An 18,800-nucleotide genomic window follows, 5' to 3' on the forward strand; every position below is an offset into this window, starting at 1 on the left:
TGATCTCTGTATTAATCATATTCCTTACTGCAAATTTCTATTTCAGAAAAGAAAAAGGAAATCTCTTTAGATGCATTGTCTAAAGAATCAGAGCCATGTACTGCATTAGCGTCTATGCTATCGGCAAAATCAGCTCTAATAGTACCAACATCAGCTTTCTTTGGATCAGTATTTCCCATTATATTTCTATTTTTTTGGACAGCATCATCTCCTTCAAGGACCTGGATAAATGATGGACCAGAAACCATAAAATCTACTAATTCCTTGAAAAAAGAACGGTCTTTGTGTATATAATAAAAATTTTCCGCCTCATGACGTGATAATTTTTTAAATTTAGCAGCAACTATATACAATCCTGCTTCCTCAAAACGATTTATTATCTTTCCAATAACATTTTTACGTACTGCATCAGGTTTTATTATTGACAAGGTGCGTTGTTTAGACATAAAAATTAATCCAATAAAATTTTATAATAATATAGTAGTGTTTTAAACATAGACTAATATTCTAACTGAATAATCAAGTTAATTTAACAAAAGAAACTTTATTTTTTTATACTAAAAAAGACAAGTATTTGATAAAATATATAGCCTAATTTGTTTATTATAAAAGAATTACCGTAGACAAATACGGAAAATATGTGTTAATTAATACTTATTAACAACATAAGAAAAATCAAGCACTGGATATTATTTTATATCTAAAACACTTCAAATGCATTTCTGGAATTAAATTCGATGAATAAGTCGGTATTAAATGAATATACGAAAAAAGATATTTTATCTAACGATGAAGATAATTTTTCAAAGAGTTTTGACCCAAGTTCTATAGAGAAAAAATGGTATTCCAAGTGGGAAGAAAAAGGATATTTTAAATCTGGTCAATATGTAAAAACTGATAAAAATATTGAAGATTTTGTAATTCAATTTCCACCTCCTAATGTAACAGGCACTTTACATATGGGCCATGCTTTTAATCAAACAGTTATGGACTGTCTTGTTAGATATCATCGAATGTCAGGAGACAATACAGTATTTATTCCAGGAACTGATCATGCTGGAATAGCAACACAGATGGTTGTAGAACGACAACTAGACAAGAAGAACATATCACGTTCTAACTTGGGTAAAGAAAAATTCATAGAAGAAATTTGGAAATGGAAAAACCAATCTGGAAATACTATAACTAATCAAGTAAAACGACTTGGTGTATCAGCAGATTGGGACAAAGAATATTTCACTATGGATAATAAAATGTCCATAGGGGTTATAGAGGCATTTGTTAGGCTGTACAAGGATGGATTAATTTACAGAGGAAAACGTTTAGTTAATTGGGATCCACATTTACTTACTGCTGTATCAGACTTAGAAGTAGTTACAGAAGAAGTAAATGGCTATATGTGGTACATATCTTATCCATTATCAAAAGAATTTATTAAAAATCATGATCATGAAGTTAAAGAAATAATAGTAGCCACGACAAGACCTGAAACAATATTTGCTGACTCTGCTATATGTGTAAATCCAAAAGATCACAGATATATTAATCTTGTAGGTAAAACAGTTAATATTCCTTTAATAAATAAAAAAATACCAATCATTGCTGATGATTTTGTTGATATGGATTTTGGCACTGGTTGTGTGAAGATTACCCCTGCTCATGATTTCAGTGATTATGAATGTGCAGTAAGGCACAATTTACCTATAATAGAAATATTCACTAAAAATGCTCATCTAAACAACAATGTTCCAGAAAAATATCGAGGATTGGAGCGTGTACAAGCTCGCAAAATTGTTGTTGAGGATATAAAAAAATCAAATTCTTTAGTTAAAGAAGAAGAACATTTAATTATGATCCCCAAGGGGGATCGATCTGGCGCCATTCTAGAACCAATGATTACAAATCAATGGTTTGTTTCTGTTAGCAAAAATATCAATAATGAAGTTTTTAATAACAAGAGTTTAGCTCAAATAGCGCTTGAAGAGGTAGAGAGCAACAGAATAAAATTCTATCCAGAGAATTGGAAAAATACTTACAGACAATGGTTAAATAATATCCAAGATTGGTGTATATCTAGACAACTTTGGTGGGGGCATTCTATACCGGCCTGGTATTCTGAAGATGGTCAGATTTTTGTAGCCAGAAGTGAAGAGGAAGCATATAAAGAAGCCTTGAGTTTAGGAGTAACAGGAATTTTAACAAAAGATCCAGATGTTCTAGACACGTGGTTTTCGTCAGCACTAGTACCTTTTACAACTTTAGGATGGCCTAATGATACATTAGATTTAAATAAATATCTCCCCTCTAGCATATTAGTGACTGGTTTTGATATTATATTTTTTTGGGTAACCAGAATGATCATGTTAACAAAATATTTGACCGGGAAAATACCATTTAGAGATGTGTATATACATGGTCTTGTTCGTGATTCTGATGGTCAAAAAATGAGTAAATCTAAAGGAAATACCCTCGATCCTATAGATATAATAGACGGAATTGATTTAGAAAAATTAGTTGAAAAAAGAATATTTGGGTTGTTTAATAACAAGCAAGCTATCAGTATAGAGAAAAATACTCGAAAACAGTTTCCGAGTGGCATAACTGGCCTAGGTACAGATTCTTTAAGATTTACTATGGCTTCTTATGCAACACTTGGTCGCGATATAAATTTCGATATTAAAAGATGCGAGGGATATAACAATTTCTGCAATAAGTTATGGAATGCTTCTCGTTTTGTTCTTATGAACGCAAAAAATCATTCAGCAATAGATGACAATGTAGAATTTTCGTTCGCAGATAAGTGGATAAGATCAAGATTGCAAAATACTATTCTTGAGGTTGAAAAAGGATTCTCAGAATATCGTTTAGATAACATATCAACATCGATATACAGATTTGTCTGGGATGAGTTTTGTGATTGGTATTTAGAAATGGCTAAAGTGAATTTACAGAAATCTACAGATTCACAAAAGAATGCTACCAAGATAACATTATTTAATGTGCTCGAGACAATTCTGCGTTTACTCCATCCTATTATGCCATTTATAACTGAAGAGTTATGGCAGAAAATACAAATGCCTTCTTTAAATGAAACTAGTATAAGTATTCAATCTTATCCAAAAGTAAATATAAATGAAGTGGACCAAGACATAGAAAATAGATTCTTAGATTTAAAATTACAAATAGAGTCTATAAGAGCATTAAGGGGTAAAATGAATATACCACCATCACTGAAAGTACCACTGATAGCTAAAGGGAATAAAAAAGAATTGAGCATAAATTCACCTTATCTAATTTATTTTGCTAAATTAGATAAAATAGAAATTGTTGATGACTTACCTAAAATTAATGCTCCACTACAAGTAGTTGGATCAACACATATAATGCTAAATGTAAAAATAGATCCAAAAGAAGAACTATCTAGACTAAATAAAGAATTACTAAAAATTTCACAAGAAATTGAAAAATCTAAAGTAAAACTTGGAAATATTGGTTTTCTGAAAAATGCACCAGTAGAAATAGTAGAAAAAGAAAAAACTAAACTTGATTTACTAGAGAATACATTGATAAGTATTAGAAATAAGTGCATTGAGATAGAAGTTATTGAATAGAATTACATATAGGAACTATTATGATTAATTTTAAGATAAACTTATCACTTACTTCTTTAAATTAGATATAAAAAGCTCGTCATCCTTTGTGAGTAATCCTTGGTTACGAGCTTTTATAATTAAATCAGGTCGACGTGTGAAAGTTATGGTCAAAGATTGTTCCCTGCGCCATTTGTTTATGTCCTTGTGATTACCATTTAGTAAAATATCTGGAACTTTCTCTCCTCTAAATGATCTTGGCCTAGTGTATGGATGATCATCTAATAATCCAGAGTTGTTTATATCAAATGATTCATAAAGTTTAGAATTATTATTTCCAAGAACATTAGGCAATAGTCTTACCACAGCATCTATTAATGCTAGCGCAGCAATCTCTCCGCCTGAAAGTATGAAATCACCGATAGATATTTCTTGAGTAACACAACGACTGATAAACCTCTTATCAACCCCTTCATAACGACCACAAACCAATATTACTCCAGAACTGCTAGATAATCTAAGAGCATGATTTTGATTAAAGGTATCACCGATTGGTGAAAACAATATAACAGGCGCCTCATCAAGTCCAGATAACTTGTGTCTATCTTTTATAGAGTTAACAGTATTTTCTAAAGACTCAGCAGAAATAACCATTCCTGGGCCGCCACCATATGGGCTATCATCAACTCTCCTGTTTTTATTATTAGTAAAATCACGAGGGTTCCAGGTGTTTAATTCCCATTTTTTGTTTTTGTAAGCTCTACCAACCACCCCAATATCTTTAATAAAATCAAAAATCTCTGGAAATAAAGTGATTATGTCTAAACGCATTAATCTATTTGCCAATCGGTAAAAATACAACGGTCTGCTAAATTTACACTAATTATGTGTGATTTTACAAATGGGATCAAAATATCTTTTGTGTTTAATTTATTCTTATGATTCTTTTGAATAATACTTTCAGATGTAACTATTAATACAGGATGCGCTCCATTATCAAAAATATTGCTAACAACTCCTATAGAACATGGTATTTCACCCAAATATCCGTGTACCATGCAACCAATTAAATCTATCCAATAATACTCATCATCATTCGCAGCAGGGAATAAACTCCTAGATACGCAAACTGTATATCCACGTAATGCATTAGCATCTTCACGACTTAAATCTTCACTAAATCTAGCTATGATAAATCTACCATGTGTCTTAGCACTTACAATACTGTAGTGATGAAAAATGAATCCACTATTAACATCATTTATAGCACATGATTTAGATTTATTATTGAAAATCCAACAATCATGTATATTTAATAAAATGCTTTTATCTTCAGAATAAGGATATATTTTCAATGAGCCATTAACGCCGTATGAAGAAACAATACGGCCTAAATCCACTAAATCACTAGGAGTATTAAGAGACTCTGAGTAATTAGGCACAATTTATATTCTTTGAATATTCTGAAACTAATCTTTCAACAACCGGAGATAGACAAGCGCCATTATTTTTCCAAAATTCTACTCTGTCTAACGACACCTTCAATTTATTCTCTATCGAAGAACTGACTGGATTATAGAAACCTAAACGTTCTATAAATCTTCCATCACGACGATTTCTAGAATCTGTAACAACCAGACTATAAAAAGGTCTCTTCTTTGAACCACCACGAGCTAAACGAATAATAACCATAATAATTCCAAAATTTAATAAATTATAAAACCTTTAATTCTACCAGTAATTCAGTATAAATTACAAAAAATAAAAATCAACGCCTTCTAATATAGATTACTGTATACTCTAATCCGTTCTCTTTATATTTTTCTTTCAAAACTATAGAATTACCAGTTTGCTTAGCAAAAATTATAAAATCATTTAATGAATCAACATTAGAGGAAATGGTAATACGCAAAATTTTACCACTATCCATTTTAGATAATGCTTTTTTCGTATTTAATATAGGAATTGGGCATGATAATTTGGTAACATCCAAAATATCATCATAATAATGCATATCATCATTACTATTTTTATCGAATTTTTCCTTTTCCATAAAAGACCTAAATTTTTTCTTTTATAAAATCAAATATATTATCTAATATGTGCTGAAGTCTAACATCATTATTACCACTGCCAGTAGCCATATTTTGACGTCCACCACCTTTACCATTAGTTTTAGCCAATACTAAATTTATAAGATCTTTAGCACTTACCAAATTTGTAATAATGTTTGAAACACCACAAACAACATTGATCTTATCATTTGGTAAAACAGCAACTAATAAGACTATAGTTTTTTGAAAGCGAGATTTCATTGAATCTACTATATTACATAAAATACTGTATTCCATATCATAAACTATTGACACTAACACACTAACATCTTTTATCAATTTAATAGTATCTATAACAAAATTATCAACAATAACATTAGCTATATTTTTCTCTAATAAGGAGATTTTCTTCTCTAGATTTTTAATATAATTAATCTGGTTATCTACTTTCGTTACTATATTAGATGTATTTGTATTTAAAGAAGAAGATAGTCTTAAAAATATATCTTGTTGAGACTGAATGAGCTTAATGGTATTGTTCCCAGTAACTGCATCTATTCTTCTTATTCCAGAAGAAACGCTACTTTCAGAAATTATTTTTAAAAAACCTATATCTCCAGTTCTATTTACATGTGTCCCGCAACATAGTTCCAAAGATGAACCTATATTTACAACTCTGACGCTATTTTCATATTTCTCACTAAACATAGCGACGGCACCACTATTTATAGCATCATGATAGTCCATATTCCTTATATTTACTACACTATTAGCTAATATTTCCTCATTAGAAATTTTTTCTATTTCTTTTATTTGATCAAAACTAACCGGAAAATCATGAGCAAAATCAAAACGAATTCTCTCGGAATCAACTAAAGATCCTTTCTGTACTGCATGCGTACCCAAAACATTACGTAAAGCTTTATGCATAATGTGTGTTGCAGAATGATTTCTTGAAATATTTTTACGATTCTCTATGTCTATAGAAGCTCTTAGGATATCTCCTACTCTAATAAAACCTGACTCCAAATACCCATGATGTATAAAAACATTAGAATGCAAAGTAGTATTATTAACATAAAAATTAGAAGTGTCACTAATTAAAAACCCTTTGTCCCCGACCTGACCTCCGGATTCAGCATAAAAAGGAGTTCTGTCTAAGATAATGTCAGCACTATCCTCTATTCCTATACTGTTTACAAATTTACCTTTAATATAGATAGCGACCACCTTAGCTGACAAATCAAAAATTTTATACCCGTCAAAAATTGTAGCAGGACCATAATAATTTATTGAATTATTTAGATTCTTGAATTTACCAGCCAATCTAGCTAGATCTCTTTGCTTAGACATTGCTATTTCAAAAGAATCTATGTCTACACTAATACCATGTTCTCGACAAACATCTGCTGTTAAATCTGCTGGGAAACCATATGTATCATATAGATTAAATAAAATCTCACCGCTAAGCACATCTCCGGACTTCATATGATTTAGATTATTATTTAAAATCCTCATGCCATTTGATAATGTCTCTATAAACCTCTCTTCTTCCTGTTTTAATACACGAACTATTAATTCAGAACCTGCTATTATTTCCGGATAAGCATCACCCATTTCTTTTATCAAATCAGGAATTAATTTGTAAAGAAAAACTTTGTTTTTTCCTAATTTGTAAGCATGCCTTAAGGCTCTTCTGATTATGCGTCTCAGAACATAACCACGACCATCATTAGCTGGTAGAACACCATCAACTATAAGAAAAGCGGTAGCTCTAATGTGATCAGCTATAACTTTTAATGAACTGTTAGAAAAATCATTAATATTTATTAGGTTAGCAGAAGATTTAATTAGGTTTTTAAAAAGATCTATATCATAGTTAGAGTGCACACTTTGCAAAACAGCAGCGATTCTTTCCAGTCCCATTCCGGTATCGATACATGGCGTAGTTAAACGAGTAATATTACCATTGCTATCGATATAAAATTGCATAAAAACTAAATTCCATATCTCAACGTACCTATCGCCATCAGCATTATCAGATCCTGGAGGTCCTCCGTATACATCAGGTCCATGATCATAGAATATTTCTGAGCAAGGTCCACACGGACCAACATCAGCCATCTGCCAAAAATTATCAGAGGCATATTTAGATCCTTTGTTATCACCTATTTTTATAATTAAATCCGGATTTAATCCAATTTCTTTATTCCAAATTTCATAAGCTTCATCATCATCATAATATACTGTTACAAGCAGCTTATCTTTCGGTATGTTATAAACTGTAGTTAATAACTCCCATGCATAATGTATAGCTTCTCTCTTAAAATACTCTCCGAAACTAAAATTACCCAACATTTCAAAAAATGTATGGTGCCTAGCAGTATAACCAACGTTCTCTAGATCATTATGCTTTCCTCCAGCTCTAAAACAACGCTGAGCTGTAACAACACTTTTATAATTACTAATCTCATTTCCAGTAAAAATATCTTTAAACTGAACCATACCTGAATTTGTAAATAACAAAGTTGGATCATTTGTTGGAACAAGAGAAGAAGAAGGTAGTATAGTATGACCTTTCGACTCAAAGAATTTCAAAAACTTAATACGTATATCTGATGTTTTCATTAAAAGACTAGCTAAATAAAGAAGTTAAATTTAAAGAGCCAAGTCATTAATTTTGTTTAAATGAAAATACTTTAAACAAAAACTAAATTATTAGCAAAATTACTGTAGTTATACTAGAAACATATAACTTCTTAGGGCAAAACATAACTGTAAAAAATCAATAATCTAGATTAAATATAATACTAGAAAATAAAAAAGCCATAAATAAACACATTAACTAATTATTTAATTGTAAAAATAACTATTTAGTACCAACAATACAGAATAAACAGAATTAAAGTAATATTTACCACTCCATAATTATTTTTTATAATAAATAAAACAGTAAATTTCTACAAAATTAATAAAATTAGTAATCTATGTATAAAAAGGATCAGCAAAAAAATTAGAATCTATTAAATTGCACCGTGAAATAAAATTTACCCTGGCAAACTCAACTATATCTGGAGATCCACTTGCATATACCTCATATTCTATCATATCAGGTATTTCTTCCATAATCACATCATGAACATTACCAATTTTACCATTCCAAGTACCACTTATCAAAAAACTATTCGAAATAACTGGAGTATAGTGAAAATTAGGTATTAACTGAATCCAGTTACTCACGAGATCATTCATATATATATCCTTAATATTTCTTACGCACCAATATAAATATATTGGCCTCCATTTTTTAAAATTTAATATATATTCAATCATAGATTTAATTGGCGCGAAACCAGTTCCAGCAGCCAAAAATATAATTGGATTACTGCTATTTTTCCTTAGGGTAAAATCACCAAATGGTCCTTCTAGATTTATAAGATCATTTACATGAAATAGAACTTTAGAATTATATCCAAATAATTTATCGGTAAAATAACCACCAGGTAAATGACGAATATGGAAATTTACAGTGTTGTTTATACGTGGAGAATTTGCTATTGAATAACTTCTTCTAATATTGTTATCAAAAACCATGTCTACATACTGCCCTTCTTGGAAAATAAAAGGGCTCTTACTTAACAACTTAATATCCAAAGAAATAATGTCATCTGCTACTTTTTCTATTGATATAATTTTTCCTTTGTGTTTTTGCGAATGGTTAACTGCATTACACTCTATAACTATGTTAGACAATGGATACGTTCTACAAGCAAGTATATTACCCTGTTCATCAGGAACCTTTGTTAAACAATTTTTTATTTCAAAAGAACCTGATAAAACTTTACATTTACATCTATTACAGTTACCAATTTTACAACCATGTGGAATATATACCCCAGATTCTATTGCTGACTCCAATATAGATTTATCAGCTTTTGCAATAAATTTTTCATTATTTGGTTTTACAATAATACTAAAACTCATGACTCCCCTATTTAAATTTATTTAATGTTATTAAAAATAGGATGTATTTTCATAGAGCACGAAGAATTAGCATTCGATCATCAAGATTTGATTTTTATTAAAATCTTCAATAAAAACAATCTGCTCTGTGAATTACATTCAAAACTTATATTGTATAAATAACATTTCTTTCATATTAATTACCAAGATAATTTGTAAAAAACCAACATTTAATCAAAACTATCTTAATGGTTTTTTGTAAAATTAAGTAGAATATTTCAATAAAATTAATTTTTTAGAAAAATTATCATGTATAAGAAAACCTAATAATTAATTAGCAATTGGCGGTATTTTGTAATTGCACATACAAAATTGGTTGGCAAAAATAAAGAAATGCTGAGCTAAAAATACATAATTTCGTATTAAATAACAAATATTGAAAAATTATAATCATTATTGACTCCGAATGAATTACTGATAAACTCGATTAAGTATTAGTCGCAACTACAAAATATACGACTCTCATGATTATGTTATGTCGTTTTCACATCACTTGTTAAATCAACCATTTAATGACCATGCTGGATGAAATTTTTTCTAATATTTAGAAAAATAACATTTATAGTTCATGATCATATGTAATCAAAAATAATAATCGCAATGCATCTAAACGAACTAAAGACGCTACATGTTTCACAATTGCTAGAAATAGCTTTGAGCTTAGAAATAGATAATGCTAACCGCTTACGCAAACAGGAATTAATGTTTGCAATAATGAAAAAACGAGCAAAACAAGGAGAACAAATTTTTGGTGATGGTGTACTAGAAGTCTTGCCAGATGGATTTGGATTTCTGAGATCACCTGAAACATCTTATCTAGCTAGCACTGATGATATATACATGTCTCCATCTCAAATAAGAAGAATAAATCTACATACAGGAGATTCAATAGAAGGAGAAGTTCGTACACCAAAAGATGGAGAGAGATACTTTGCATTAGTGAAAGTTGATAAAGTAAATGGCGTGGCTCCTGAATTACTTAAACATAGAATCATGTTTGAGGATTTGACCCCTCTACATCCTTGCCAACATATGCGCCTAGAGAGAGATATTAAAAGCGAAGAAAACCTCACTGGTAGGATACTAGATGTATTTTCTCCAATAGGTAAAGGACAGAGAGGTTTAATAGTTGCAAGTCCAAAATCAGGAAAAACTATAATGATGCAACATATAGCTCACGCTATTGCATCTAATTTCCCAGATGCTGTGTTAATAGCATTATTAGTGGACGAAAGACCTGAAGAAGTCACGGAAATGAGACGTACTGTTAAGGGAGAAGTAGTAGCCTCAACATTTGATGAGCCAGCGACAAGACATGTACAAGTTGCTGAAATGGTCATAGAAAAAGCAAAAAGATTAGTCGAAATGAAGAAAGATGTAGTTATTATTCTTGACTCTATAACAAGATTAGCAAGGGCATATAACACTGTTGTTCCATCTTCTGGGAAAGTTTTAACTGGAGGTGTAGATGCCAATGCCTTGCAACGTCCTAAAAGATTTTTTGGAGCTGCTAGAAATATAGAAGAAGGAGGATCACTTACTATTTTGGGAACTGCTCTTATAGAAACAGGTAGTAGAATGGATGAAGTTATCTACGAGGAATTTAAAGGAACAGGTAATTCGGAAATACATTTAGAAAGACGTATAGCAGAAAAACGTGTATATCCTGCTATAAATTTAAATAAATCAGGAACGAGAAGAGAAGAATTATTAATTAAACCTGATATTTTACAAAAAGTTTGGGTTTTAAGAAAATTTATTCATGATATGGATGAAATAGAATCTATGGAGTTTATACTCGATAAAATGCGTAATACAAAGAATAATAACGACTTTTTTGAAATGATGAAAAAGTAAAAAAATACTACAAATATATAAACTTACAACATAAATATTTTTGGATAATATTATATGTCGAATACTACAAAAATATCAGAAAGACCAATTATTAAATTACCTGATAATTCTAAAAAAGTTCTTCTGCACTCATGTTGTGCTCCATGTTCTTGTGAAGTCATGGAGATAATGACTTCATCATCTATATATTATGAGATATTTTTTTACAATCCAAATATTCATCCAAAAAAAGAATATGAAATAAGAAAAATGGAAAATATTAGGTTTGCTGAGAAAAATAATATAAATTTTATAGATGCTGATTATGATACTGATAATTGGTTCAGCAGAGTAAAAGGCTTAGAAAACTCTCCGGAAAGAGGAGAAAGATGTACTGTTTGTTTTGATATGAGATTTGAAAGAGCAGCTTTATATGCTCATGAAAATGGTTTTGATACTATAACAAGTTCTTTGGGAATTTCCAGATGGAAAGATATGAATCAGATTAACTTTTCAGGCATAAGAGCAGCTTCAAGATATGAAAATTTAATCTACTGGACTTATAATTGGAGAAAAAAAGGTGGTTCACAAAGAATGATAGAAATCAGCAAGAAAGAAAAATTCTATCAACAAGAGTATTGTGGATGCGTTTACTCTTTAAGAGATACTAATAAACATAGAATATCTCGCGGATCAGAAAGAATACAAATTGGCACTAAATTTTATGATATGGAAAATCATAAAAAATACTAAAAATACTTATGCTATACAAATAAAACAATTACATTGACCTAGGTGATTATGACTAAAACTAGTAATTAAGTATGTTATAAAGATTCCGAATATTACAAAAGCTAATTGAGGAATATGTTCTGTTGGATATTCCTGTTCATGCATTCTCGGTATCAGATCTGATATAGATATGTATATGAAACTGCTAGCAGCCACTATCAAGACATATGGAGTTATTTGCTGTACATGCTGCAGGATTAAATATCCAAATAAGCCACCTACAGATGAACAGAAACTAGAGGCAAGAATCATGCAAAAAATTCGTTTCCTATTGAATCCTGCGTTTCTTAGAACCACAAAATCACACAATTTATGAGGAACTTCATGGGTAATAATAGATAAGGCTGTTAGAATACCTAACAAAGGGGATGCTATGAAAGAAGCCGCAATTAATACACCATCAGAAAAATTATGTAACGAACTTCCTATCAAAATTATCACGCCACCCTTACCTGCATCATGCCTATCATGACCATGCATATGACCATGACCATCACCCTCATAATGATGATTATGTCTAATTAGAGATATTTTTTCTAAAATAAAAAAACATACTATTGACACTAGCATTGCCAATAACAATTTGTCAGAATGTTCAGGAATATCACTAAACGCCTCCGGCAATAAATGCAAAAAAGATACTGATAAGAAAACTCCTACCGATGAACTAACCATATAATGTAAGTACTTTGAAAGTATATTATAGGTTAACCAATTAGCCATGCATACGGCTATCAAACCACTAGAAATTGTAGTTATCAATATATATATAATTATCATACTTAAAATAAATTATGCTTAATGTGCTTGAGACCAATTCTTATCAATACCAATCTCTATTACTAGTGGTACGCTAAAGCTAACTATATCACACATCAAAGAAGGTAAGACTTCTTTTAGTTTTAGGATTTCAGTATCGTGAGCTTCAAATATTAATTCATCATGAACCTGCATCACGATCTTGGTTTTCATATTATTTTGTAATAGCCAATTATGAACAGATACCATGGCCATTTTCATAATATCTGCTGCTGCACCTTGAATAGGAGCATTTATAGCGGCTCGTTCGGATGATTGACGATCATGTATCGAAGAGTTAGATATTTCTGGAATGTATATTCTACGACCAAATATTGTTTCAACAAATCCATATTTTTTTGCTTTTTTACATATATCATCCATGTAATTTGCTACAAGTGGGTAACGGAAAAAATATTGATCGATATACTGTTTTGCATTATTTCTACTTATCTTTAGAGCTGTCGATAAGCCAAAAACCCCCATCCCGTAAAGCAAACCAAAATTTATTGCTTTCGCTGCCCTACGTTGCTCTTGAGTAATATTACATACTTCTGTATTAAAAATCTCAGAAGCTGTCACAGAATGCACATCTTGTCCTTCTAAAAAAGCAATCTTCAGGTTGTTATCGCCAGAAACATGAGCCATAACTCTTAGCTCTATCTGTGAATAATCAGCAGATACTAATGAATACCCTTCTCTGGATATAAAAGCTTGTCTTATCATCTTGCCTAATTCTGTACGAACAGGTATATTTTGCAAATTAGGATCTGAGGATGATAATCTACCAGTAACTACTCCTATCTGTGAATATGTAGTATGTAATCTACCTGTGTTGATGTTAACCATACTAGGTAATTTATCAGTATAAGTGGATTTTAATTTAGTTAAGGATCTATAATCAAGAAGTATATTTGGCAATAGAAAATCATTAGATAATTTCTTTAATACTGATTCATCAGTAGATGGGATACCTGCAGATGTTTTTTTAACAATAGGATATTTCATTAAATCAAATAAAATATTACCCAACTGTTTCGGAGAATTTATATTAAATTTCTTACCAACTATTTTATATATCTCTAGTTCCAAGTTTGAAATTTTATCAGATATATTAATACCATGTTCTCTAAGCTTATTTGAATCTATAGCTACTCCATTTATTTCAATAGCACTAAGAACAGTTGATACTTTCATTTCTAAATCATAAATTAGATTTAAACTAGATTCTTTTGATAGTAATTTAGAAAAAACACTATATAACTCCATTATAATTAAAGAGTTTTTAGCAGAAAAATTAGCAGCATCTATAATGCTAAAATTAGTGAAATCATCGCAATCTATACATTTTCCATATAATTCTTTATATGAGATATGTTTTTCTTGCAAGAATTTCTCTGATAACTTATCTATAGATACATTATTATGTGAGTTAATGACGTATGCTTGTAACATAACATCATCTGTTACTCCTTTTAGCTCAATACCTTCATTATATAGAACATGGAAACAACTTTTAGCATTATGTACTATCTTCTGTTTAGTAGAATCTTCTAGCCATGGTTTAAGTAAAGATAATACATAGTTCTTTTGTAAGTATTTGACCGATGATTTATGATTTATCATCGGAATATAAAATAATTTTTTATTTAGAAAACAAGAAATAGAAACTAATTTTGATAGCATAGCTTTTGTTGAAGTAAAGATAAAATCAACAGCAACTGTTTCAGAATTATTTAAATTCCACAAAAATAATTCTAAAGAATTCACGCTATCAACAATCTCAATATTTCTTAATGAATAATCCATAGATGATATTTCTACGTTAATACTAGCGCTATTAGAATGCTCTTTCTTTATATCATCTAACCATGAACTAAATTCGAATCTAGCATAAAGATCTATTAATATATTATTATTTACAGATTTTATTAAAAAATCTTCTTCTGAGTTTACATCTGGAGCTAAATTACAGTCACATTTTACTGTTAATAATTTCCTTGTTATTTCAAATTTATCTATTGAATTACGTAAATTATAGCCTACCAATCCATGTATCTCGTTAATATTCAATATAATATTATTTAAAGATCCATATTTATTCAAAAGCTTTACAGCAGTTTTAGGTCCGATATTTTTAACACCTGGCACATTATCTACAGAATCACCAATTAACATAAGATAATCTACAATTAGATGAGGAGGAACACCAAATTTCCTTATTACCCCATTTTCATCTAAAATTTCATTATTCATGGTATTAACTATAGATACCCGATTATTAACTAACTGTGATAAATCTTTATCACCAGATGATATCATAATGTCAAAGTTGGATATTTTTAAGACTTTTGTGGCTATAGATCCAATAATATCATCTGCTTCAAACTTATTTGAATAATAAATAGGCAACCCTAGGGCTTCTATTATTTTATAAATATGCTTTGTTTGTCTAACTAAATCTTCAGGCATAGATACACGATTTGCCTTATAAGAAGGGAATATATCTTTTCTAAAAGTTTGTTCTGAAGAATCAAAAACACAAGCAATATAATTTGTCTTATGATCAGAAATTAGTTTACGAACCATATTAGTAACACCATATATAGCTCCTGTAGGCTCGCCCATTGAGTTACGCAAATCAGGCATGGCATAAAAAGCACGATACAAGTAACTAGAACCGTCTAATAATAATAGCTTTTCAGACATAATTTACAAATTAGGTATTTAATAACAATTGATAAAAGAATAATGTTTAACTATTACGCTCACGACTAGCCTTGCGTCTCTCATGTTCCTGTAAATAACGTTTTCTTAATCTAATAGACTTTGGTGTAATTTCAACTAATTCATCATCCTCTATAAACTCAATAGCATATTCTAGAGACAACTGAACTGGAGGTATTAAACGTATAGCCTCATCTGTTCCAGAAGCACGTATATTTGTTAACTGTTTTTCTTTAGTAGGATTAACTACTAGATCATTATCTCTGCTATGTATTCCAACTATCATTCCTTCATATAATACATCACCAGGATTGACGAACATTCTTCCTCGATCCTGTAATTTCCATAAAGCATAAGCCACAGCAGTACCAGGATATTGACTAATTAAGACACCGTTACGTCTACCACAGTTAGAAACATCATTAACCGGAGCATATTCTCGAAAAACATGGCTCATTATGCCATTACCACGAGTTAGTGTCATAAAATCATTCTGGAATCCAATTAGTGAACGCGCTGATATTATATATTCTAATCTGGTCTTCCCTAATCCATCAGGCAACATGTTTTGTAAATTACCCTTACGTCGACCTAATTCTTCCATAACACTACCTTGGTAAATGTCATCAACATATATTGTCAAATCTTCATAAGGCTCATTTTTTACGCCATCAATATCTTTATAAACTACATTTGGTCTGGAAACGGCAAGCTCATAACCTTCTCTACGCATTGTCTCTAGTAGAATAGTGAGATGCAGTTCACCTCTACCCGAAACCTCAAATACAGTATCATCATCTGTCGTAGAAACGCGTAACGCAACATTAGATTTTAGCTCTAATGATAGACGATCAAATATCTGTCGACTAGTTACAAATTTACCTTCTTTCCCAGCTAAGGGAGAAGTGTTAACCATGAAATTCATTGTTAAAGTAGGTTCATCAATATGTAACACTGGTAATGCTTCTACGTGATTAATATCAGTCAAGGTAGTGCCAATCGCTATATTCTCAATTCCATTTATAAGAACAATATCACCAGCCTCTGCTTTGTCTACAGAAATTCTCTCAAGTCCTGAAAATTTTAATATTTGATTGACACGAGATTTTTCAGGTATTCCATCATGCCCTAGCTTCATAACAACATCCATGCCTGGATATAAAATACCACGATTTATCTTTCCTATTCCAATCTTGCCGACATAAGAACTATAATCTATAGAAGCTATCTGCATCTGGAATGGGCCGTCAGAGGAATTATTATGTTCAGGCACATACTTTAAAATTGCATTAAACAATGCACTCATATCACCCGATCTAACATCAGGTGTGTCACCAGAATAACCTGATAATCCAGAAGCATATACTATTGGAAAATCTAACTGTTCTTCTGTAGCTCCTAAGCGATCAAATAAGTCAAATACTTCGTTAATAACAAAATCTTGACGAGCTCCAGGCCTATCTATTTTGTTGACAACAACAATTGGTTTCAAGTTTAAAGCCAAGGCTTTTCTAGTAACGAATACTGTTTGTGGCATAGGACCTTCTACGGCATCCACAAGTAATAAAACACCATCTACCATGGATAAAACACGTTCAACTTCACCACCAAAATCGGCATGTCCAGGAGTATCTATAATATTTATGTGTACACCTTGATATTCTACTGCACAATTTTTAGACAAAATGGTTATACCTCTTTCTTTTTCCAAAGCATTAGAGTCCATAACACGTTTAACGATATTTTGATTTTTTCTAAAAATACCAGATTGCTTTAATAATTGATCAACTAATGTAGTTTTACCGTGATCAACGTGTGCTATTATGGCTACATTGCGTAAAGCACGAGTCATATGTAATCCTTAAAAATATTTATATTGTTAAATGAAATCTTTATATATCTCTTCATTGCATAACAACTCATCAAGAGATTTTGATCTGTTGAATAAATTTTCCAGAGTGATCGAATTTTCTAAGAGAAATGGACCAACTCTTGTTCTTCTTAATTTTATTAAATGCGCAAAACAACCAAGCTTTCTTCCTATATCTTGAGCGAGTGTTCTAACATAAGTACCTTTACTACATGAAAGTTCTATCTCAAAAATATCATCAGTAGAATTAATCAAATTAATATTATATATCGTGACTTTCCTTGAGTCTCTATATACATCTACACCAGTGCGCGCATATTTATACAAAGGAATACCATTAAATTTTATGGCTGAATACATCGGCGGCACTTGATCTATCTCTCCTATAAAAGAAATAAGCGCTTTTTCTATAGATGAAGCATCAATAAATTTAAAATCAGAAGATTTTTTTATTACCTTGCCAGTTAAGTCACCAGTATCTGTTTCTTCTCCTAGTTTTATAGTAGCAATATATGATTTAGAAGCATTAAGGAAAATATTAGATTTTTTTGTTGCTTTACCAAAACAGCAAACTAAAAGTCCAGTAGCAAAAGGATCAAGAGTTCCAGTGTGACCTGCTTTTTTTATATTTAAAAAACGCCTTACTTTTTGTAAGGCTAAATTACTCGTAATACCTGCAGGTTTATCTAATAAGAAAAAACCATCAAGTTGATACAGATCCATAAATCTAATTGATAAATTGATTATCAGAGGAATTAGCTTGTTTAATTAAATCTAACAACTTATCCGTCTCATAAAATTGACTATCATATAAAAACTGTATATTAGGAACAGTATGAATCTTTAATATTTTATATAGACAAGAATGCAGCCATCCAGATTTTTTATTAAGAAAACACTCTACTTCAAAATGATCTAAACCAAATACTGTAAAATACACTTTTGCATGCGCATAATCTACAGATAATTCTACCCTGGATATAGTACACACACCAACTTGATTTAAACTATAGGTTTTCCTTATGATCTCAGACAAATCTTTTTGAATTTGTTTTGCAATTCGAATGTTACGATTAGATGTAGAATTATTTTTCATAGTCTGTTACGAAT

General features: G+C 30.6%; 15 protein-coding genes. 3 read left to right on the plus strand and 12 right to left on the minus strand.

The window, feature by feature from the left end; genetic code table 11:
* Positions 1-11 precede the first annotated feature (11 nt).
* On the minus strand, positions 12-446 hold the full coding sequence (ndk, locus tag ST1E_RS02035) for a nucleoside-diphosphate kinase (protein WP_015389582.1): 435 nt from the start codon (positions 444-446) through the stop codon (positions 12-14).
* A gap of 291 nt (positions 447-737) precedes the next feature.
* Here ndk and ST1E_RS02040 point away from each other — a divergent pair, with 291 nt between their 5' ends.
* Positions 738-3,611 (plus strand): valine--tRNA ligase, encoded by a 2,874-nt coding sequence (locus tag ST1E_RS02040; RefSeq protein ID WP_015389583.1) that lies wholly within the window; start codon positions 738-740, stop codon positions 3,609-3,611.
* Between the two features lie 48 nt (positions 3,612-3,659).
* Here ST1E_RS02040 and trmD read toward each other — a convergent pair whose 3' ends face one another.
* From trmD to ST1E_RS02070, 6 genes are all read right to left on the minus strand, one after another.
* The gene (gene trmD, locus ST1E_RS02045; protein ID WP_015389584.1) at positions 3,660-4,421 is read right to left on the minus strand and encodes a tRNA (guanosine(37)-N1)-methyltransferase TrmD; all 762 of its coding nucleotides are present in this window, start codon (positions 4,419-4,421) and stop codon (positions 3,660-3,662) included.
* Positions 4,421-5,032 carry a ribosome maturation factor RimM gene (gene rimM / locus ST1E_RS02050; RefSeq protein WP_015389585.1) on the minus strand — a complete coding sequence of 204 codons (612 nt, stop codon included), beginning with the start codon at positions 5,030-5,032 and terminating at the stop codon, positions 4,421-4,423. The genes trmD and rimM overlap by 1 nt, the downstream gene beginning before the upstream one ends.
* Positions 5,025-5,282: a 30S ribosomal protein S16 gene (gene rpsP, locus ST1E_RS02055; RefSeq protein ID WP_015389586.1), complete on the minus strand. Its 258-nt coding sequence runs from the start codon at positions 5,280-5,282 to the stop codon at positions 5,025-5,027. Before rpsP ends, rimM begins: the two co-directional genes overlap by 8 nt.
* Positions 5,283-5,358: 76 nt before the next feature.
* Complete coding sequence (locus ST1E_RS02060; RefSeq protein ID WP_015389587.1) at positions 5,359-5,643, minus strand: sulfurtransferase TusA family protein; 285 nt, start codon at positions 5,641-5,643, stop codon at positions 5,359-5,361.
* 7 nt (positions 5,644-5,650) lie between these two features.
* Positions 5,651-8,272 (minus strand): alanine--tRNA ligase, encoded by a 2,622-nt coding sequence (gene alaS, locus ST1E_RS02065; protein WP_015389588.1) that lies wholly within the window; start codon positions 8,270-8,272, stop codon positions 5,651-5,653.
* A gap of 357 nt (positions 8,273-8,629) precedes the next feature.
* Positions 8,630-9,628 carry a 2Fe-2S iron-sulfur cluster-binding protein gene (locus ST1E_RS02070; protein WP_015389589.1) on the minus strand — a complete coding sequence of 333 codons (999 nt, stop codon included), beginning with the start codon at positions 9,626-9,628 and terminating at the stop codon, positions 8,630-8,632.
* A 639-nt stretch (positions 9,629-10,267) separates the two neighbouring features.
* Here ST1E_RS02070 and rho point away from each other — a divergent pair.
* Together rho and ST1E_RS02080 are read left to right on the plus strand one after the other, a co-directional pair.
* Complete coding sequence (gene rho / locus ST1E_RS02075) at positions 10,268-11,524, plus strand: transcription termination factor Rho (protein ID WP_015389590.1); 1,257 nt, start codon at positions 10,268-10,270, stop codon at positions 11,522-11,524.
* Between the two features lie 54 nt (positions 11,525-11,578).
* Positions 11,579-12,256 carry an epoxyqueuosine reductase QueH gene (locus ST1E_RS02080; protein WP_015389591.1) on the plus strand — a complete coding sequence of 226 codons (678 nt, stop codon included), beginning with the start codon at positions 11,579-11,581 and terminating at the stop codon, positions 12,254-12,256.
* Positions 12,257-12,262: 6 nt separating this feature from the next.
* Here the strand turns inward: ST1E_RS02080 and ST1E_RS02085 are convergent, their stop codons facing one another.
* Genes ST1E_RS02085 through rbfA form a run of 5 tightly spaced genes read right to left on the minus strand, consistent with a single transcriptional unit; the run spans position 12,263 to position 18,786 of the window.
* On the minus strand, positions 12,263-13,075 hold the full coding sequence (locus ST1E_RS02085) for a ZIP family metal transporter (RefSeq protein WP_015389592.1): 813 nt from the start codon (positions 13,073-13,075) through the stop codon (positions 12,263-12,265).
* 18 nt (positions 13,076-13,093) lie between these two features.
* A complete protein-coding gene (gene polA, locus ST1E_RS02090) occupies positions 13,094-15,802 on the minus strand; it encodes a DNA polymerase I (RefSeq protein ID WP_015389593.1) in 2,709 nt (902 codons plus the stop codon).
* Between the two features lie 46 nt (positions 15,803-15,848).
* The gene (gene typA, locus ST1E_RS02095; RefSeq protein ID WP_015389594.1) at positions 15,849-17,672 is read right to left on the minus strand and encodes a translational GTPase TypA; all 1,824 of its coding nucleotides are present in this window, start codon (positions 17,670-17,672) and stop codon (positions 15,849-15,851) included.
* A 27-nt stretch (positions 17,673-17,699) separates the two neighbouring features.
* Positions 17,700-18,413: a tRNA pseudouridine(55) synthase TruB gene (gene truB / locus ST1E_RS02100; RefSeq protein WP_015389595.1), complete on the minus strand. Its 714-nt coding sequence runs from the start codon at positions 18,411-18,413 to the stop codon at positions 17,700-17,702.
* Between the two features lie 4 nt (positions 18,414-18,417).
* The gene (gene rbfA, locus ST1E_RS02105; protein ID WP_015389596.1) at positions 18,418-18,786 is read right to left on the minus strand and encodes a 30S ribosome-binding factor RbfA; all 369 of its coding nucleotides are present in this window, start codon (positions 18,784-18,786) and stop codon (positions 18,418-18,420) included.
* Positions 18,787-18,800: the final 14 nt, after the last annotated feature.

The organism is Candidatus Kinetoplastibacterium galatii TCC219, assembly GCF_000340905.1.
GTDB lineage: Bacteria > Pseudomonadota > Gammaproteobacteria > Burkholderiales > Burkholderiaceae_B > Kinetoplastidibacterium > Kinetoplastidibacterium galati.